General features: G+C 57.6%; 17 protein-coding genes. 6 read left to right on the forward strand and 11 right to left on the reverse strand.

Going from position 1 to position 18125, the window contains the following annotated elements; genetic code table 11:
- Positions 1–47: 47 nt before the first annotated feature.
- Genes parE through nudF form a run of 5 tightly spaced genes read right to left on the reverse strand, consistent with a single transcriptional unit; the run spans position 48 to position 4484 of the window.
- On the reverse strand, positions 48–1943 hold the full coding sequence (parE, locus tag SERS4_RS0121835; protein WP_012146962.1) for a DNA topoisomerase IV subunit B: 1896 nt from the start codon (positions 1941–1943) through the stop codon (positions 48–50).
- Between the two features lie 44 nt (positions 1944–1987).
- A complete protein-coding gene (gene yqiA / locus SERS4_RS0121840) occupies positions 1988–2572 on the reverse strand; it encodes an esterase YqiA (protein ID WP_012146963.1) in 585 nt (194 codons plus the stop codon).
- Positions 2572–3399, reverse strand: a complete 828-nt coding sequence (gene cpdA, locus SERS4_RS0121845) for a 3',5'-cyclic-AMP phosphodiesterase (RefSeq protein WP_012146964.1) — start codon at positions 3397–3399, stop codon at positions 2572–2574. The genes yqiA and cpdA overlap by 1 nt, the downstream gene beginning before the upstream one ends.
- Positions 3400–3426: 27 nt before the next feature.
- On the reverse strand, positions 3427–3852 hold the full coding sequence (locus SERS4_RS0121850; RefSeq protein WP_012146965.1) for a DUF1249 family protein: 426 nt from the start codon (positions 3850–3852) through the stop codon (positions 3427–3429).
- On the reverse strand, positions 3852–4484 hold the full coding sequence (nudF, locus tag SERS4_RS0121855) for an ADP-ribose diphosphatase (protein WP_017894044.1): 633 nt from the start codon (positions 4482–4484) through the stop codon (positions 3852–3854). The genes SERS4_RS0121850 and nudF overlap by 1 nt, the downstream gene beginning before the upstream one ends.
- Positions 4485–4765: 281 nt before the next feature.
- Between nudF and tolC the strand changes: the two genes are divergently transcribed.
- Together tolC and dhaR are read left to right on the forward strand one after the other, a co-directional pair.
- On the forward strand, positions 4766–6280 hold the full coding sequence (gene tolC / locus SERS4_RS0121860) for an outer membrane channel protein TolC (RefSeq protein ID WP_017894045.1): 1515 nt from the start codon (positions 4766–4768) through the stop codon (positions 6278–6280).
- Positions 6281–6431: 151 nt separating this feature from the next.
- Complete coding sequence (gene dhaR, locus SERS4_RS0121865) at positions 6432–8378, forward strand: dihydroxyacetone kinase operon transcriptional regulator DhaR (protein WP_017894046.1); 1947 nt, start codon at positions 6432–6434, stop codon at positions 8376–8378.
- Positions 8379–8388: 10 nt separating this feature from the next.
- Here the strand turns inward: dhaR and dhaM are convergent, their stop codons facing one another.
- The 4 genes from dhaM to SERS4_RS0121885 are packed head-to-tail and all read right to left on the reverse strand — an operon-like array spanning position 8389 to position 12705.
- Positions 8389–9822, reverse strand: a complete 1434-nt coding sequence (dhaM, locus tag SERS4_RS0121870) for a dihydroxyacetone kinase phosphoryl donor subunit DhaM (RefSeq protein WP_017894047.1) — start codon at positions 9820–9822, stop codon at positions 8389–8391.
- A gap of 11 nt (positions 9823–9833) precedes the next feature.
- Positions 9834–10466, reverse strand: a complete 633-nt coding sequence (gene dhaL / locus SERS4_RS0121875) for a dihydroxyacetone kinase subunit DhaL (RefSeq protein WP_017894048.1) — start codon at positions 10464–10466, stop codon at positions 9834–9836.
- A gap of 9 nt (positions 10467–10475) precedes the next feature.
- Positions 10476–11546 (reverse strand): dihydroxyacetone kinase subunit DhaK, encoded by a 1071-nt coding sequence (gene dhaK, locus SERS4_RS0121880; protein WP_012146971.1) that lies wholly within the window; start codon positions 11544–11546, stop codon positions 10476–10478.
- A gap of 52 nt (positions 11547–11598) precedes the next feature.
- The gene (locus tag SERS4_RS0121885; protein WP_017894049.1) at positions 11599–12705 is read right to left on the reverse strand and encodes a glycerol dehydrogenase; all 1107 of its coding nucleotides are present in this window, start codon (positions 12703–12705) and stop codon (positions 11599–11601) included.
- 352 nt (positions 12706–13057) lie between these two features.
- On the opposite strand from SERS4_RS0121885, the gene SERS4_RS0121890 reads away from it, so the two are divergent.
- The 4 genes from SERS4_RS0121890 (at position 13058) to SERS4_RS0121905 (ending at position 16346) form a co-directional block, all read left to right on the forward strand.
- Positions 13058–13720, forward strand: a complete 663-nt coding sequence (locus SERS4_RS0121890) for a DUF1190 family protein (protein ID WP_012146973.1) — start codon at positions 13058–13060, stop codon at positions 13718–13720.
- 3 nt (positions 13721–13723) lie between these two features.
- The gene (locus SERS4_RS0121895; RefSeq protein ID WP_012146974.1) at positions 13724–14884 is read left to right on the forward strand and encodes a glutathionylspermidine synthase family protein; all 1161 of its coding nucleotides are present in this window, start codon (positions 13724–13726) and stop codon (positions 14882–14884) included.
- A 123-nt stretch (positions 14885–15007) separates the two neighbouring features.
- Positions 15008–15571 carry a glucose-6-phosphate isomerase gene (locus SERS4_RS0121900; RefSeq protein ID WP_017894050.1) on the forward strand — a complete coding sequence of 188 codons (564 nt, stop codon included), beginning with the start codon at positions 15008–15010 and terminating at the stop codon, positions 15569–15571.
- A complete protein-coding gene (locus SERS4_RS0121905) occupies positions 15564–16346 on the forward strand; it encodes a glucose-6-phosphate isomerase family protein (protein ID WP_017894051.1) in 783 nt (260 codons plus the stop codon). Before SERS4_RS0121900 ends, SERS4_RS0121905 begins: the two co-directional genes overlap by 8 nt.
- A gap of 157 nt (positions 16347–16503) precedes the next feature.
- On the opposite strand, the gene SERS4_RS0121910 is transcribed toward SERS4_RS0121905, so the two are convergent.
- Together SERS4_RS0121910 and SERS4_RS0121915 are read right to left on the reverse strand one after the other, a co-directional pair.
- Positions 16504–17325, reverse strand: a complete 822-nt coding sequence (locus SERS4_RS0121910) for a PTS system mannose/fructose/sorbose family transporter subunit IID (protein ID WP_012146977.1) — start codon at positions 17323–17325, stop codon at positions 16504–16506.
- A complete protein-coding gene (locus SERS4_RS0121915) occupies positions 17325–18125 on the reverse strand; it encodes a PTS sugar transporter subunit IIC (protein WP_012146978.1) in 801 nt (266 codons plus the stop codon). The genes SERS4_RS0121910 and SERS4_RS0121915 overlap by 1 nt, the downstream gene beginning before the upstream one ends.

Below are 18125 nucleotides of genomic sequence, written 5' to 3' on the forward strand. Positions count from 1 at the left end.
GAAGACCCGGCGGGGAAGCCGGGTCTGTCAGTCTTTCGCCTGGTCTGTCAGGCAGACAGCTCGGCCATATCGCCTTTGTCCTGCAGCCAGTTGCGGCGATCTTCCGAACGCTTCTTGGCCAGCAACATGTCCATCATCGCCAGCGTCTGATCCACGTCTTCATCGCTCACCGTCAACTGCACCAGACGACGGGTATTGGGGTCGAGCGTGGTTTCACGCAGCTGTGGCGGGTTCATCTCACCCAGCCCTTTAAAGCGCTGAACGTTAGGCTTGCCCTTTTTGCGCTTCAACTGTTCCAGTACGCCGGCCTTTTCTTCTTCATCCAGCGCATAGAACACCTCTTTGCCGAGGTCGATACGGTACAGAGGCGGCATCGCCACATACACGTGGCCACCCTTCACCAGCGAACGGAAGTGGCGCACAAACAGCGCGCACAGCAGCGTGGCAATGTGCAGGCCGTCTGAGTCCGCATCCGCCAGGATACAAATTTTTCCGTAGCGCAATTGGCTGAGATCTTCGCTGTCCGGATCAATACCGATCGCCACCGAGATGTCGTGCACTTCCTGCGAAGCCAACACTTCGTCCGAAGACACTTCCCAGGTATTGAGGATTTTACCTTTCAGCGGCATGATCGCCTGATATTCACGATCGCGCGCCTGCTTGGCTGAACCGCCTGCCGAGTCCCCTTCCACCAGGAACAACTCGGTCATGTTCAGGTCCTGCGAGGTGCAGTCGGCCAGTTTACCCGGCAGCGCCGGACCGCTGGTCAGCTTCTTGCGCACCACTTTTTTGGCGGCACGCAGACGGCGCTGGGCGCTGGAAATAGCCAGCTCGGCCAGCTGTTCCGCCGCCTGTATGTTCTGGTTCAGCCACAGGCTGAAGGCGTCTTTCACCACGCCGGAGACGAAGGCCGCACACTGACGCGACGACAGACGCTCTTTGGTCTGTCCGGCGAACTGCGGATCCTGCATCTTCACTGACAGCACGTAGGCGCAACGGTCCCAGATATCCTCAGCGGAAAGCTTCACGCCGCGCGGCAGAATATTGCGGAATTCGCAGAACTCGCGCATCGCATCCAGCAACCCCTGACGCAGGCCGTTAACATGGGTGCCGCCCTGCATGGTCGGGATCAGGTTCACGTAGCTTTCGGTCAGCAGTTCACCGCCTTCCGGCAACCACAGCAGTGCCCAGTCTACCGCTTCGGTATCACCGGCAAAGTTGCCGACAAACGCCGCTTCCGGCAGGGTAATCAGGCCGTTAACCGCTTCCATCAGGTAATCGGTCAGGCCGTCCTGATAGCACCAGCGTTGCTCGGTATTGTTCAGCTTGTCGATGAAGTAGATTTCTACTCCAGGACACAGCACCGCTTTGGCTTTCAGCAGGTGGCTGAGACGCGAGACAGAGAAACGCGGGCTGTCGAAGAACTTCTCGTCAGGCCAGAAATGGATGCTGGTGCCGGTATTGCGTTTGCCGCAGCTGCCGGTCACCGCCAAATCCTGCACCTTGTCGCCGTTTTCGAAGGCAATGCTGTAGACATTACCGTCGCGCTTGACGTTGACTTCCACCCGGGTCGACAGGGCGTTAACCACCGAAATCCCCACGCCGTGCAGGCCGCCGGAGAACTGGTAGTTTTTATTGGAGAATTTACCGCCCGCGTGCAGACGACACATGATCAACTCAACCGCAGGAACGCCTTCTTCAGGATGGATATCCACCGGCATACCGCGGCCGTCATCGATCACTTCCAGTGACTGATCGGCGTGCAGAATCACGTCGATGCGCTTGGCGTGACCGGCCAACGCTTCATCGACGCTGTTATCTATCACCTCTTGTCCGAGGTGATTGGGGCGCGTCGTGTCGGTATACATGCCGGGACGACGGCGCACTGGTTCTAGACCGCTGAGTACTTCAATGGCATCAGCGTTATAGCTGGATTGAGTCATCGTTGAATTTTTCGTGGTTAAAGGAAGGAACCGGAACCGCCTGCTCAGACAGCGTTGAGCCCTAAAAAATCCACAATCTGGGGGAAGTAGTGCTCGAAACCGACGAAAGCGTGGTTTCCACCCGATTCCACCGTCTGACGGCACGCAGTGTAATAGGCCACCGCTTGCCCATAATCGAGAATTTCATCGCCCGTTTGTTGCAGCAACCAGATCAAATCCGGTGACTCCAAGGGATCGATCTGCATCGTTTTCAGATCGTAAACGTGTCGAGACTCTAACACATATTGCTGGCCGGTGTAGGGGTTCTCGTTTTTGCCGAGGTAGTCAATCAGCAGCTCAAACGGCTTCACAGCAGGGTTAACCACTACCGCAGGCAGTGAAAAACACTGTGAAAGCCAGGTTGCGTAGTACCCGCCCAGTGAGGAACCGACCAGGCCTATCGTCTGCCCGGCGCGCTCCATCACCATATTCTCGATCATCTCGGCAGCCTCCGCCGGGAAAACCGGCAGCTGCGGCACTAATACCTCGATATGCGGATGATGTTCGGCCAGCCACGCCTTGAAAGACGTTGCCTTGGCCGAAAACGGCGAACTGTTAAAACCGTGCAGATAGAGCAGTGTTGAAGGCATCAGTACCCTTCCGAATCCATGTCGGGGCGGAAATCGTCGTTTTCCAAGCGGAAAACCTGCGTTTCGACGCGGCCGTCCGGCAGTAAATCAATATAGCGCCAGCCGGGTGAAACCTCGTCGATGGTGAAATTGGTACAGTGCGGCTTGAACTGCACGCAGGTGGACGGCGAGGCCAGCAGGCGCCTGCCCTGCCACTCCAGATCCAGCTCCTGATGAATATGCCCGCACAGCAGGGTATTCACTTTCGGGTAACGCAGCAGCACCGCGCCCAGCATATGTGGGTTGCGCAGGCTGTGCTGATCGAGCCAGGTGCAGCCGGAAGGCAGCGGATGATGATGCAACAGCATTAAGGTATAGCGCTCGGGATAGGCTTGCAGGCAGCGCTCCATCCACTCGAGCTGATAGTCGCTCAACTCGCCGTAGGGCACGCCGAACACCTGGCTATCGAGCAACAGCACCTGCCAGTGGTCGCCCACCAGTACCTGTTTTGACGGGGCAATCCCGGCGTCGGCCAGGGCGTCGACCATCGCCGGCTGAAAATCATGGTTGCCCGGCAGCCAGACGCAAGGCGCCGGCAGTCGTGCAATACCTTCGGCAAAGTGCCGGTAGGCAGCCAATGAATGATCCTGAGCCAAATCACCGGTGGCGACGACCAGATCAAAATCACGCTGCTGCGCCAGGATAGCGTCCAACACCGCGTGATAGCTGCGATAGGTATTAATGCCAAGCAAAGTCTCATTTTCGCCGGCAAAAAGGTGGGTATCTGTTATTTGCAGGATCCTGACCCTGGCCCCACTTGCCACGGTCGGTTTAAACAGGCTTTCCAAATGGTGTCCTTTGTTATCTCAGTCTGTTTAACAAACCGGAACCGCCATCGCTCCATGCGCCAAACAGTAGCGCAACCAATCAGCAAGAAACTGGTTAATTTGATGCTTTTCGTCGCGTTGATGCAACTTTTTGTTGGGATAATCATAACGCGCTTTAAAGCGATAGATCTGCTGACTTGAACACACTTCCGCAACCATCGCGTCATGATACAGCCTCACCGTCATGGCTGGCAGGCTCCAGTAGCTGACCGCCGGGGCGGTCTGTTCAATTTGCACCAACGAGGTATAGCGGGTGGATTCAATAATGGTCAGACGATAACTGGCGCCGCTCACCTGATAAGTCACCGTTTCACCCACTTCGTCATTGCGCGGCAACAAGCGGCGCAATTGCGCGAAGTTGGTTTCGCACAATCTCATCATTTCGGGGAAATCAGGGGTATAGCGCTGTTTCATTAATTGGCCCACTCTTTTCTTAACGATTCATGGTGCAACGCCAGCCACTGCAATGCAATCACTGATGCCGCGTTATCAATCGCGCCCTCTTCAACCCAGCGGTAAGCCTGTTCGCGGCTGACCACATGGACACGGATATCTTCATGCTCGTCGATCAGTCCATGGATGCCAACTGCGGTAGTCGCGTCCACTTCGCCCACCATAATCGACAAGCGCTCGCTGGTACCACCGGGGCTGGCCAGGTAACTCAGCACCGGCTTGCACCGCCCGACCTCGACGCCGGCCTCTTCCTGCGCTTCACGGCGGCACACGTCTTCAACACTCTCGCCGGTTTCGATCATACCCGCCACCATTTCCAGTAGCCAGGGTGAGTTACTGGTATCGACCGCGGCGATCCGCAGTTGTTCAATCAGCACCACCTCGTCACGCACCGGGTCATAGGGAAGTAACACCGCGGCATGCCCACGCTCAAAAATTTCACGTTTAATTTCGGGGCTCATGTCACCATTGAACAGGCGGTGGCGGAAACGATATAAATTGAGTGAAAAAAAACCACGGTAAAGCGTCTCTCGTGCAATAATTTCTACATCATTTTCATCAAGAGTAACGGGCGACGGAAGCGAGTGGCTCATAAGTGAATTCTCCTGCATGAGTATGCCGATAAAATAAACAGTTTTGATGACAGAAACGGCGGGATAATCTTCCGCGGCTTTATGATAGATTGTGAGCCATGATATCAGGTGTGACGTGTGCGACCAGTTGAACTAATGTAAACAGGCGGCCTGAAAGGTAAAAGTTACGCGAGATGGCACATTCAGCCACCTTAGGCGTACAACAGACTCTGCTAGAATCGGCAACTATTTCGTCTATCGTCAGCTAACTCCGCAATATTGCTGCACAACAAGGAATGCAAATGAAGAAACTGCTCCCCCTTCTTATCGGACTGAGCCTGGGCGGCTTCAGTGCAATGAGCCAGGCAGAGAACCTGCTGCAGGTCTACAAACAGGCCAGGGAAAGTAACCCGGATCTGCGCAAAACCGCCGCTGACCGTGACGCCGCATTCGAAAAAATCAACGAAGCACGCAGCCCGTTGCTGCCGCAGTTGGGTTTGACCGCGGGTTACGATTACACCAATGGCTACCGCGACAGCAATGGCGTTAACAGTAACGTCACCAGCGGTTCCCTGGCGTTGACGCAGACCGTATTCGACATGTCCAAATGGCGTGCGCTGACGCTGCAGGAAAAAACCGCCGGCATTTCCGACGTGACTTTCCAGACCTCGTCACAGCAGCTGATCCTCGACACCGCTACCGCCTATTTTAACGTACTGAGCGCCATCGATACGCTGTCCTACACCCAGGCGAACAAGCAAGCGGTTTACCGCACCCTGGACCAGACCACCCAACGCTTTAACGTGGGCCTGGTCGCGATCACCGACGTGCAGAACGCCCGTTCGTCCTACGATACTGTGCTGGCGGCCGAAGTCACCGCCCGTAACAACCTGGACAACGCGCTGGAAAAACTGCGCCAGGTGACCGGCACCTTCTATCCGGAACTGGCCTCGTTGAATACCGACCGTTTCAACACCAAACGCCCGGATGCAGTCAATAACCTGCTGAAAGAGGCAGAAAGCCGCAACCTGAGCCTGTTGTCCGCTCGCCTGAGCCAAGACCTGGCCCGTGAGCAGATCCGTTCGGCGCAAACCGGTTATATGCCAACAATAGACGTTAGCGCATCCACCGGCATCAGCAATACCAAATATAACGGATCCGCTACCAGTGGCCCGGTGAACTCATCGCGTTACAGCGATTCCGATGCCGGTCAGAATAAGGTTGGCATCAGCTTTAACTTGCCGTTGTACAGCGGCGGTCAGACCAACTCGCAGGTGCAGCAGGCGCAGTACAACTTCGTTGGCGCCAGCGAGCAACTGGAAAGTGCCCACCGCAGCGTAGTGCAGACCGTGCGTTCTTCGTTCAATAACGTGAACGCCTCGATCAGCAGCATCAACGCCTACCAACAAGCGGTAGTGTCTGCCCAGAGTTCATTGGATGCGACCGAGGCCGGCTACCAGGTGGGTACCCGTACCATCGTCGACGTGCTGGATGCAACCAGTACGCTGTATAACGCCAAGCAACAGCTCTCCAGCGCGCGTTATACCTACCTGATCAACCAACTGAACATCAAGTCGGCGCTCGGTACCCTGAACGAGAACGATCTGATGATGCTGAATGGCGCATTGGGTAAACCGATTTCTACTTCGCAAGACGTGGTAGCGCCACCGACTACCGCACAGGACGCTTACGCTGAAGGCTATAACGGCAACGCCCCTGCGCCACAAACTGCAGCACCGGTTGCCACCCGCGCCTCCGCGCCGGCGGCCACCACCAGCCAGCCTGCACGCACCAGCGGTAATCCATTCCGTAATTGATTGCCGTACTGCGCTGAATACGGGGTCCGGCATCTGCCGCACCCCGTTTTTTTTGCCTGCTCATCGGTTCTGCCCACCGCCTCACAGCCGTTCCCCCACCCTGGGGTGGTATCATCCAGGTTATCGCTTTATCTCGTCTGGACGGGATCCAATGGAAAACACCTCAAGCTGGCAACGCCTGATCGAAGGCAACCTGCCACCCGAACAACGTCCTGCGCCGGCAATCTATGCTTCCTGGCTACGCTGCCGCAGCCTGATGCAGCCCGCGGTGTGGAAAGCCCCCCACTGCGCACTTGGCGCTACCTTTAACTCCATCTGCCAGCGTAAGAACGATCTGCTGACGCTCGGCCAGGCGGCGCTGGAAGACGCTTGCGAGTACATGGAACAACGGCGCTGCCTGCTGATGATCCTCGACGAAAGCGGCTGCATGCTGTGGCTGTGCGGCGATGCCCTAACGCGCGAACGTCTGCAACAGTTGGGTTTTATGCCTGGCGCTTATTGGGCCGAAGGTGACATCGGCACCAATGCACCGTCACTGGCGGTGGCAGAGGGCCACCCAATGCAGGTCCGCGGCAGCGAACATGTGCGCCAGGCGCTGCACGACTGGTCATTCTGCGCCACGCCGGTCTATGACAACAGTGGCCGCCAACGCGGCTCGATCGCATTAGGCTGCCTGCTTGCCGACTGTGCCGCCGGTGATTTGTCACTAACGCTGGCGCTGGCACGTGAGATCGGTAATTCAATCAACGCCGACAGCCTGCTGGCGGAATCCAACCGCCATCTGAATCAGCTATACGGCCTGCTCGACGGGGTGGATGACGGCGTCATGGCCTGGGACCATCGCGGCTACCTGCAGTACATCAATCAGCGTGCCGCTTCCTTGCTCAAGCTGGATGAACAACAAAGTCAGGGCAAGCCCCTGAGCCAGTTACTGACGCTGCCCGCCCTGCTCAACCGGGCCATCGCCCAGCGGCAGCCACTGCAACACGTTGAAGTGACCTTCGAAAGCCAGCGGCAGTTTATTGCGGCACTGTTAACCCTCAAACCGATCTTCGACGGTGAGCGCTGCAGCTTTATTGCCCTGCTCCATCCGCTCGAACGACTGCATCAGTATGTCAGCAGCCAACTGGGGCGAGTCAGCCACAGTTTTGAACAGATGCCTTCCGCCTCGCTGGAAATGCGGCGGTTGATTCGCTATGGCCAACAGGCGGCGAAGGGCCAGCACCCGATCCTGCTGTGCGGCGAAGAAGGTGTTGGCAAGGAGCTACTCAGCCAGGCGATCCACAACGCCAGTGAGCGCGCCACCGGGCCTTACATCGCCCTCAATTGCCAGTTATTGCCGGAGGCTCAGGGACTGCGGGAGCTGCTCGGCAGCGATGCCAACGAGGAAGAAGCGGGCCAGCTCAGCAAGTTTGAACTGGCCAATGGCGGTACGCTGTACCTGGAACAAATAGAGTATTTGCCGGCGGAGATGCAGTCTGCGCTGCTGCAGGTGCTGAAAACTGGCGTAGTCATGCGGCTCAATTCCAATCGGGTGATCCCGGTCGATGTGCGGGTGATCGCCAGCAGTGCCGCCGATCTGCCGCTGTTGGTGCAACAGAATCGCTTTCGCCGCCAACTGTTCTACAGCCTGCAGGCGTTCGAGATCCAAATCCCGGCGCTGCGCCAACGGCTGAGTGATATTCCGCTGCTGGTGAAGCACCACCTGCGCACGCTGGAACAGCATTTCCAGTGCCGTTTTCGGGTGGATGACGAAGTGATGGTCCAGCTCGGTCTGTATCTGTGGCCCGGCAACGATCTGGAGCTGAAGGGGGTGGTGGAGCGCACCGCGATGATGTGCCACGGCCACCATCTGCAACTGGCGGACTTGCCCGAGCACTTGCTCAGCCACCAGCCACTGCTGGAAAGTGAACCGCAACCGGGCATACCGCTATTAACACTGGCGGAGATGGAACGTCAGGCGATCATTCACGCGGCAAACGTCAGCCGCGGGCAATTGAACGAAATGGCGCAGCTGCTGGGCATTGGTCGCACCACGCTGTGGCGAAAAATCAAACAGTATCAGATTGATATTCGCCAGTTTAAGCTGCGCGCCTGAGGGCACGCCGTCAGTGGCTGAGTTGCAACACACCGCGCGCCGCATCCAGCATCGCTTTCTGGCCATTGCGGGTTTTGCTGATGCAATCGTTCATGCCCACCACCATCGGCATGCCCATCGCCTTCGCCAAAATGGCGCTGTGCGACAGTGCGTTACCGCCGCTTAAGCAGATGCCGAGCACCAGACGACGATCGAGCATCACCACGTCAGACGGCATCAGTTCATCCATCACCAGAATGGACGGCGCGGTTAGCGTAATCACCGGTAACGGCTGCTGTTGCAGATGACTCAGGGTGCGACGCAGCATGTCGCGCACGTCCAATTCCCGCGCCCGCATATATTCATCGTCCAGTTCACGATACTCCCCGGCAATCGCTTCCATCTCTTGCCGCCATGCCTGCTCGGCGCTGCATTGCTGGCGGGCGATGCGGGTATAGGCCGCCTGCTGCAGATCTGGATCGTCCAGCAGCATGCTGTGGGCGCCGAATATGGCCGCCTGCGGTTTGCCAATCAATGAGCCAGTGCGCTCCGCCAACCGGTTCAAATCGCTCAGCGTGAGCTGCAACGCCTGGCGTAGCCGCTGTTGTTCGTTCAGCACGTCGTCAGCGCCAATAGTGCGCTCGACCACTGTCGGCCAGAAGCTCAGCGCTTGCCACACCGGGCCACTGGTCACGCTCTCCGCCACCGGAATACCGTGCAGCGACGGCAGGCTCTGCTCGGAGACCGTTTCGCCAAAGTGCTGCTCCGCCAGTGCGCTAAACGCCGCCAGCGCCTGTTCGGCCTGCGGTCCGTCCGCAATCAGCCGAATGGTGTCGCCGTGGCGCACCTGCAAAAGCGCAATCTGGTTAAGACTACGCGGATTGGCGCACTGGCCCTGTTTTTCCAGCACCAGCTCGGCATCAAACGGGGCCAGCGCTTCCGCCAGCCGCGCCGCCGGTCGGGCGTGCAGGCCATGCGGGTTCTGCACCGTCCAACTGACGCTTTTCCCCTGTGCAAGCGGCAATTCAACGCTTTGCACAACCGATGCGGTGGCTTCCCCCAACTGCGCCTGTTTGGCCTGCAATGCGCCCTGCGCCTCGGCCAGTACCTGTTCCAGCCCGGCTCCGGCATTGGCGGCCACCACCGCGGCCAGCGTCCCTTCGACCAGCGGTGCCGAGCACAGCCGGACTTTGGCGGCCAACGACGGATCCAGCAGATCGATCGCGGTTTCGGCGCTCAGCAGCGCACTGCCCAAATCCATCAGCACCACAATGCCCGCACCTTCAGCCACCGACTCAATCGCCTCCATCACTTTGACGGCGTCGGTGCCTATCGGGTGCTCCGCATCATCGACCCCCGCCGCCAGCACCAGTTTGCAGCCATCGCCACGCATCATCTGCAACGCCAGCTCTTCAACCCCGCGCGCCAACAGCGCGCTGTGTGAAACTACAACGATATTGATCATTTCGCCTCCTGCTATTGGCCGGCGACCGCTGCCAGCGTTTTCATCATCAGCATCACCGAGGTGGCACCCGGATCCTGATGGCCGATGCTGCGCTCACCCAGGTAACTGGCCCGCCCTTTGCGTGCCTGCATGGTGATGGTGCTTTCAACCGCCTGCTCCGCCCGTTCACTGGCGCGCTGCAAGGCCTCCGCCACGCTTAGCTGCTGCTCGGCCGACTGGCCCAGGCTTTCCACCACTGGCCACCAGACGTCACACATGGTTTTATCACCCGGCTCCGCCTTGCCGCGCATCACCACGCCTTCGACGCCTTCCTGCATCATTTGATGCAGCTCCGCCAGATCCAGGCTCTGCTTGGCATTGGTCGACTGCGCAGCGCGGATGAAGAAGGTGCCGAACAGCGGGCCGCTGGCTCCTCCCACGCTGGACAGCAGCGTCATGCCGGTGTTCTTCAGGATAAAACCGATGTCTTTGTCCGCCACCGAAGGCAGTTTTTCCACTACCTTGTTGAAGCCGCGGTTCATGTTCAGCCCGTGGTCGGAATCACCAATCTCGGTATCCAGCCGGGTTAAAAAATCACGCTGCTGAGTAAATACCTCGCCGCAGCGCATCAGCCAGTCGACCACTTGTTGTTTGGTTAACGCCATGACTCCTCCTCAGCAACCCCAACGCAGCGCAGGCGTTTTCACCGGCGCATCCCACAGGGACAACAGTTCGTCGTCCACTTTCAGCAGCGTGATTGAGACCCCTTGCATATCCAGCGATGTGCAATAGGAACCCACCAGGCTGCGCTCAACTATCATGCCTGCTTCGGCACAACGCTCCGCCAACCGGTGATAGACGCCATACAGTTCGGACAGCGGCGTCGCACCCAGGTTGTTTACCAGTGCGATCACCCGGTCACCGCGCGTCAGCGGTTGTTTGGTCTGCACTTCATCGCGCCATTCGCCCTGTTGACGATCCCAGACGCGGATGGTGCGCTGGTAATGACCATGGTCGATCAGGGTATGGAACATGTCGTCCACCGCCGCATTCAGGGTGGTGAACGGGCGCCGCGCAATCCCCGGTTCACCGTGAATACCGACGCCGAATTCCATCTCGTTTTCCGCCAGCACGAATGACGGTTTACCGGCAGCCGGTACGGTACAGGCCCCCAGCGCGATACCGATCGAATGCCCGTGATTATTGATGCTGTGGCCCAGCGTCACGATGCTATCGAGGTCATCGCCACGCGCCGTTGCCGCACCGAGCAGTTTCTCCATCAGCACGGTATTGGCCACCCCGCGTCGCCCGGCGGTGAACAGGCTGTCTTTAACCGCCACGTCATCATCCACCAGCACCGTCGCCACCTGGACACCGCTGTCATGCAACAGCTCAGTGGCGGTTTCAAAGTTCAGTACGTCGCCGGTGTAGTTTTTAATCAGCAACAACACCCCGGCGCCGCCGTCGATCGCCTGGCCGCACTCGTACATTTTATCCGGCGTGGGCGAGGTAAAAATTTCCCCCGGGCAGGCACCGTCGAGCATGCCTTCGCCGACAAAACCGCAGTGCATCGGCTCGTGGCCGCTGCCGCCGCCGGACAGGATCGCCACCTTGCCCGCTACCGGCGCATCGGCGCGGGTGACAAACACCGGCTCCTGATGCACCAACAGCTCAGGATGAGCCTCTGCCAACCCCAGCAGTTGCTCTTCCAGTACCGACTCAACCTTGTTAATCAGTTTTTTCACGGTTATTTCCTCGTTTGGCCAACGGGACGCAGCGTGCTGCGCCCCTGCTCTATCAGCTTGAGTGTTGTTGCAGCCAGGCGTTGCCCAGCCGGTCTGCCGTCAGAATGGCCGCCTGTACGCTGGCAGGCGTGACCTCAAACGGCATATTGTGAATGGTTTCGCCTGCCGCGCAGCTGGCTTCGGCCACCGCCATGATTTTCTCCGCCGGGTCGCCGCTAACGCCCATCTGCGCCAGCGTAATTGGCAGGCCGAGACGCTGACAGAAATCCAGCACCGTTTCGATCTGCGCCATGCTGCTGTTTTGCAGCACCAGCTGTGACAGCGTGCCAAATGCCACCTTTTCGCCGTGATAAAGGTGATGGCACTCTTCCAGCACGGTAAAACCATTGTGAATGGCATGCGCGGCCGCCAGGCCACTGCTTTCGAAACCGATACCGCTCAGATAGGTATTGGCCTCGATAATGCGCTCGACCGCCTCGGTCACCACGCCGGCCTCGACCGCCAGCTTGGCCTTCACGCCCTCCGCCAGCAGCGTCTCATAGCACAACCGCGCCAGGCTCAATGCCGCCAGCGTGGACTTGCCGCCCGCCATGCTGGTCGCCTGGGCATCGAAACAGGCCTGTGCTTCAAAATAGGTTGAAAGCGCGTCACCCATGCCCGCCACCAGCAGTCGCACCGGCGCCTTGGCGATAATCGAGCTGTCCATTATCACCATGTCCGGATTACTGGTGTGGATCAGATATTCGTCAAATTCGCCCTGCTCGGTGTAGATCACCGACAGCGCGCTGGTTGGCGCATCGGTGGAAGCAATGGTCGGGATCAGCACCACCGGCAGATGCTGGTAATGGGCAATAGCCTTGGCGGTGTCCAGCGTTTTACCGCCGCCGACGCCAATCACACCGCGGCAGCCATGGGCCTTCAGTTCCTGGCCCAGCCGGTCGATTTCCTTATGGCAGCATTCGCCGTTGAACACACAGGCGTGATGCTTCACCCCGTGCTGGTGCAGGCTGCCCATCAGGGTATCGCCCGTCAGCTTCATCACGAAGTCGTCGGCGATCACGAAATAATGGTCGGCAAGGGCTTTCGCGTATTCGCCCACGGCGGCCAATGCGTTGGCGCCCTGGATGTACTTGCCTGGAGACTGGATGATTCTCAACATAACCGGATCCTTGTAGGGAAATTGGCGATGGTAACGTTCAGATATCAGGTGATAATGCGCCGGTCTTGTGCCGTCGCGTTGTTATGGACTGACTATAGGGCTTGTCGAAGGCTTTGCGACCTCCGGTATTTTCGTTTCATTATGGAACATTACTTTACCCATGACGTTTCATAATGAAACTCTGACGAGGCTTTTTTAGCCGGTAAAGCGAACTGGCGCACAACCCAACGTATAGCTGCGTAAAGAGTGGATTCCGTAGGTATTTCAGCTTTAATTTTGACCATCTTTACCCTATCCTTACCGCCATTACTGGGAATGGGCGAATACAGCCCGACTGATGGGATGAATAACGATGAAACGGACAAAAAACATCAACCGAGAGACGTTCCGCAAATCCTGGCGCGACTACCGCGTTGCGCCCGTAGCTTTGGCGATCAGCGCTGTCTTTATGCTGGCCGGCTGCGAGAAGAGCGATGAAACGGTCTCTATGTATCAAAATGCCGACGACTGTTCGCGCACCAACCCTTCGATGAGCGAGCAGTGCACCACTGCCTATAACAACGCCCTGAAAGAAGCCGAAAAAACCGCGCCGAAATACGCGACTCGCGAAGACTGTGTCGCCGAGTTCGGTGAAGCGCAGTGTACTCAGGCACCGGCTCCGGCACAGGCCGGCATGGCTGCAGAGTCACAGAGCAGCGGCAGCATGTGGATGCCGCTGATGGCGGGTTACATGATGGGCCGCATGATGGGCGGCTCCGGCTTTGCTCAACAGCCGCTGTTCACCTCTAAAAACGCCGCCAGCCCGGCCAACGGCAAATTCGTTGATGCCTCTGGCAAGAGCTACGGCCCGGCCACCGCAGGCGGCCGTACCATGACGGTGCCAAAAACCGCCATGGCACCGAAACCGGCAGTGACCAATACCGTCACCCGTGGTGGCTTTGGCGAATCCGTCGCCAAGCAGACCAGCATGCAGCGCAGCAGCGCGACCTCCAGCTCACGCAGCATGGGCGGTTAATGCATGAAACGCGTTGCGATCACCGAGCGCCCGGACTGGCGCGAAAAAGCCACCGAATTCGGCTTCCGCTTCCACACCATGTATGGCGAACCCTACTGGTGTGAGGACGCCTATTACCAATTCACGCTGGCGCAGATTGAAGAAATTGAAAACGCCACCGCCGAATTGCACCAGATGTGCCTGCAGGTGGTAGAGAAAGTGGTCAGCAGCGATGCGCTGATGACCAAGTTCCGCATCCCGAAACACACCTGGGAGTTCGTACGCAGCTCATGGCGCACCAGCCAACCGTCACTGTATTCACGTCTTGATCTGGCCTACGACGGTATCAATCCGCCCAAGCTGCTGGAAAACAACGCCGATACCCCGACCTCGCTGTATGAAGCGGCCTTTTTCCAATGGTTGTGGCTGGAAGACCAGATCAACGCCGGCAAGCTCAGCCCGGAGTCCGATCAGTACAACAGCCTGCAGGAAAAACTGATCGAGCGTTTCGCCGATCTGAAAGCGCACCACGGTTTCGGCCTGCTGCACCTGGCCTGTTGCCAGGACAGTGAGGAAGACCGCGGTACTGTGCAATACCTGCAAGACTGCGCGCTGGAAGCCGGAGTCCCGACCGAATTCCTGTTTATGGAAGAGATTGGTCTGGGTGAGAAAGGCCAGTTTACCGACCTGCAAAATCAGGTCATTGGTAACCTGTTCAAGCTTTACCCGTGGGAATTCATGCTGCGCGAAATGTTTTCCACCAAGCTGGAAGATGCCGGCGTGCGCTGGCTGGAGCCGGCGTGGAAAAGCATTATCTCCAACAAGGCCCTGCTGCCGATGCTGTGGGAAATGTTCCCGGATCACCCTAATCTGCTGGCGTCATATTTTGCAGAAGACGATCATCCACAGCTCGATCACTACGTCACCAAGCCGCTGTTCTCACGCGAAGGTGCCAATATCCAGATCGTGCAAAACGGTCAGGAAGTGGCACGCGTCGATGGCCCTTACGGCGAAGAAGGCATGATCGTGCAGCAGTTCCACCCGCTGCCTCAGTTTGAAGGCAGCTATACGCTGATCGGCAGTTGGCTGGTTGACGATCAACCCTGCGGCATCGGTCTGCGTGAAGATCGCGAACTGATCACCCAGGATCTGTCGCGTTTCTACCCGCACATCATCCTCGGCTAACGATTAAATTGGTTGATATCAAGCGCGATCATATCGCGCTTTTTTTATACTTTCCGGCTGGTGATTAATCGATTAACCTTTTATACTCAAAGTGTCTGTTCTCCTCGGGCGGAGCAACCAGATATGAAACTGACGTCCATTATTCCACCGCAGGTCAACCTGGCGGACGGATGCTTTACTGCACCTGATATTCAACGAAAATCTACCACCCTGGGCAGTCTGACCGGGATCTTTTCCGATCCTGCCGCATGGCGAGAGATGCCGGCAGAACTTGCCGTGTATCAGGTAGAAATGCTGCCTTCCGAGCAACAGGAAGGTGAGCTGTTTGTCGGCACCACTCACCTGCAACCTGGCCGGGTGGGCAGTGAATTCTTTATGACCCGCGGGCACTTTCATCAGCGCCCCGAACAGGCGGAATTCTATTTTGGTCTGCGTGGCCAGGGTTTGCTGTTGCTGCAACACCGGGACGGTGCTTGCATGCTGGAACAGGTAACCCCCGGTAGCGTGCACCATATCCCTTCCTTTACCGCTCATCGCCTGATCAACACCGGTACTGAGGTACTGTCCGCACTGGCGGTTTGGCCAACGGTGGCTGGGCACAACTACGACGCACTACAGCCACAGGGCTTCAAACTGCGGGTGTTTACCGATGGCAGCGGTTGGAAAGCGGAGGCGCAATATGAGTGATTCGATGCTTAGATTTGGCCTGGATGTCTCCATTAGCGAGCATCCGATGGGGTTTGGCTATGGCGATGACGTGATTGGCCCTTTGCCGGAGATTCGGACGTTAGAACAAATCCGCCGTTCTCTGCGCGACCCTGACTGCAGCGGGCCAGAACAGGTCTATGCCATCGCCATGGACGTCGCCAAACAGCAGCATTTGGCCGAATTGAAAAAACGCATGTTGTTGTTCGGCATTGTCACCTATGCCAAAGGCCAGTTAGGTCAGGAGCCAGTACGCAGTCAGGGTCATGTGCATCGCATCAGTGTACACAGCGGCTGGTCACCGCCGGAGCTGTACGAAATCTGGCAAGGGAAGGCCATTATTTACATGCAAGAAAGGGTTGAGCGTGAGCCGGGACGTTGCTTTGCCGTACATGCCGGCCCGGGTGAAAAAGTATTGGTACCGCCAGGATGGGCGCACGCCACGATTTCCGCCGATGCCAATCAGCCGCTGACCTTCGCCGCCTGGTGCGATCGTGAATATGGCTTTGAATACGATGCCGTACGTGAATATAAAGGGCTGGCCTGGTACCCGCTATTACAGGGCAGCAATATTATCTGGCAACAGAATCCGCACTATCAATCCGGCAGGCTGCACGCCATCGGGCCACGCCAATACCACGAATTCGGTTTGAGCGACGCTCCCTTATACTCGCAGTTTGAAGCTGACCCGGCGCGCTTCCAGTTCATTTCCAAACCCGGCAGCGTAGCGGAAAAATGGCAACGATTTGAGCCGTAAAGACCACTGTCCCACTCAATAACAGGAAATTTCATACCCTATGAATTTCGAGTTGCAGCTAGGCGCCCAGCTCACTCATCCCCAGGCGCTTACTTAAGTAAGTAACTGGGGGGAGTGAGTGCAGGTAACAACGCTGCAACTTGAAAGGCGACGGGTATTAAGAGAATAGACCGCAGGCTACCCCTGCCGCTGCCAATACCAATAACCCCAGCATCGCCTTCACCGGTGACAGTCCGCGCTTGGCCATCAGATACCAGGTCGCCAGCACCACGATCAGCGGCATCAGGTTAGGGAAAATGCCGTCCAGCATTTGCTGCAGGTGGATATTCACCCCGTCTTTGGTCACAAACTCCAGCCCAGTCCCCAGTTTGACGTAGCTCGCCGCTACGCCGCCCATGACGAACACTCCCAGCAGAGAAAGGGCTTCCCGCAGCCGTGAGGACTTGCTGCTGACCAGCATCTCCACCGAGCCGGAGCCCATATGGTAGCCTTTCATAAACAGCCAGTAAGACCCCGGAATGACGATCAGGCTAAACGCGATGATGTAAAACAGCGGGCCAATCACACTGCCACCGGCCGCCAGCGCCATGCCGATACTCAACAAAATCGGGATCAACATGCCCGGCACCATCGAGTCTCCGATACCCGCCACCGGCCCCATCAGCCCCACCTTGAGCGTGTTGATGGTTTCCCCGTCGATCGGCTCGCCGTTGGCACGTTTTTCTTCCAGCCCAATCACCATGCCGTTAACAATCGCGCCCAGCTGTGGCTCGGTATTGTAGAAAGAGGTATGACGGCGAATGGCTTCAATACGCTGCTGTTTATCCTGATACAGTTTTTTCAGCGCCGGCATCATACTCAGGCAAAAACCGTAAGACTCCAGGCGTTCGAAACTCATCGATGACAGGTTGTACATCATCCAGCTGCGCCAGCAACGACGCAAATCCTGCTTATTCAATTTAGGTGTTGGCGTATCCATCAGAATTCATCCTCATCATCAGCCTGAGGCGTGCCCTGTGCGGCGGCCACCTGCGGCTCTGGCTTATAGTTGTAGTGAATCAGTGCCAGCAGCGCGCCGACAATCACCAGCGCCACCATATTCAGTTTGAGGAAAACAATGCAGATGAACCCCACCAGGAAGTAAATCAGCATGCTGTAGCTCTTAATAATCTGCTTGAGAAGAATAGCGATGCCGACCGCAGGCAGAATACCGCCCACCACGTTCATGGTAGTCAACACCAGCGCAGGCAGGCTGTCCATAAAGGCATTGATATAGCGCGCCCCGAAAAAGACCGCGATGAACGTCGGTATAAACCGCAACAGGAAGTTGGTGACCTGCGGCCAGATGGCGCTATTGAGGTAAATCCCCCGCTCATCGCCGCGCTCGACCGCCAGATCCGCACGGTGATTCCAGTAAGAGTTGAGCACCATCATGGCGTTGAACAGCACGGTGCCCATGATGCCGATAGTCGCCGCCAGCGCCACCGCCACCTCGGTTCCCTTACCGGAAAGAATGCCCAACGCAATCGCCGGGAACGCCACAAAATTGAGATCGGCCGGCATCGATCCGCCCGGTGTTACCATGGCGATATACACCGCCTGAACCGCAACACCGATGATAATGCCGGTCTGTACATCGCCGAGGATAGCCCCCACCAGCATGCCGGAGACCAGCGGACGGCTGAGGATATACCAGCCTCCGGTCAGTCCCAGCAGCCAGGGGCTGCTCAGCGCACCGAGATAGCAAAGTATCCCGATAAGCGTCGCTTCAAACCACAT

This window comes from Serratia sp. S4, assembly GCF_000347995.1.
GTDB lineage: Bacteria > Pseudomonadota > Gammaproteobacteria > Enterobacterales > Enterobacteriaceae > Serratia > Serratia quinivorans.

Coding starts and splice junctions, on each gene's coding strand:
- parE (WP_012146962.1), bottom strand. CDS start 1,943: ATGACTCAATCCAGCTATAACGCTGATGCCATTGAAGTACTCAGCGGT.
- yqiA (WP_012146963.1), bottom strand. CDS start 2,572: ATGCCTTCAACACTGCTCTATCTGCACGGTTTTAACAGTTCGCCGTTT.
- SERS4_RS0121850 (WP_012146965.1), bottom strand. CDS start 3,852: ATGAAACAGCGCTATACCCCTGATTTCCCCGAAATGATGAGATTGTGC.
- nudF (WP_017894044.1), bottom strand. CDS start 4,484: ATGAGCCACTCGCTTCCGTCGCCCGTTACTCTTGATGAAAATGATGTA.
- tolC (WP_017894045.1), top strand. CDS start 4,766: ATGAAGAAACTGCTCCCCCTTCTTATCGGACTGAGCCTGGGCGGCTTC.
- dhaR (WP_017894046.1), top strand. CDS start 6,432: ATGGAAAACACCTCAAGCTGGCAACGCCTGATCGAAGGCAACCTGCCA.
- dhaM (WP_017894047.1), bottom strand. CDS start 9,822: ATGATCAATATCGTTGTAGTTTCACACAGCGCGCTGTTGGCGCGCGGG.
- dhaL (WP_017894048.1), bottom strand. CDS start 10,466: ATGGCGTTAACCAAACAACAAGTGGTCGACTGGCTGATGCGCTGCGGC.
- SERS4_RS0121885 (WP_017894049.1), bottom strand. CDS start 12,705: ATGTTGAGAATCATCCAGTCTCCAGGCAAGTACATCCAGGGCGCCAAC.
- SERS4_RS0121890 (WP_012146973.1), top strand. CDS start 13,058: ATGAAACGGACAAAAAACATCAACCGAGAGACGTTCCGCAAATCCTGG.
- SERS4_RS0121895 (WP_012146974.1), top strand. CDS start 13,724: ATGAAACGCGTTGCGATCACCGAGCGCCCGGACTGGCGCGAAAAAGCC.
- SERS4_RS0121900 (WP_017894050.1), top strand. CDS start 15,008: ATGAAACTGACGTCCATTATTCCACCGCAGGTCAACCTGGCGGACGGA.
- SERS4_RS0121905 (WP_017894051.1), top strand. CDS start 15,564: ATGAGTGATTCGATGCTTAGATTTGGCCTGGATGTCTCCATTAGCGAG.
- SERS4_RS0121910 (WP_012146977.1), bottom strand. CDS start 17,325: ATGGATACGCCAACACCTAAATTGAATAAGCAGGATTTGCGTCGTTGC.
- SERS4_RS0121915 (WP_012146978.1), bottom strand. CDS start 18,125: ATGTGGTTTGAAGCGACGCTTATCGGGATACTTTGCTATCTCGGTGCG.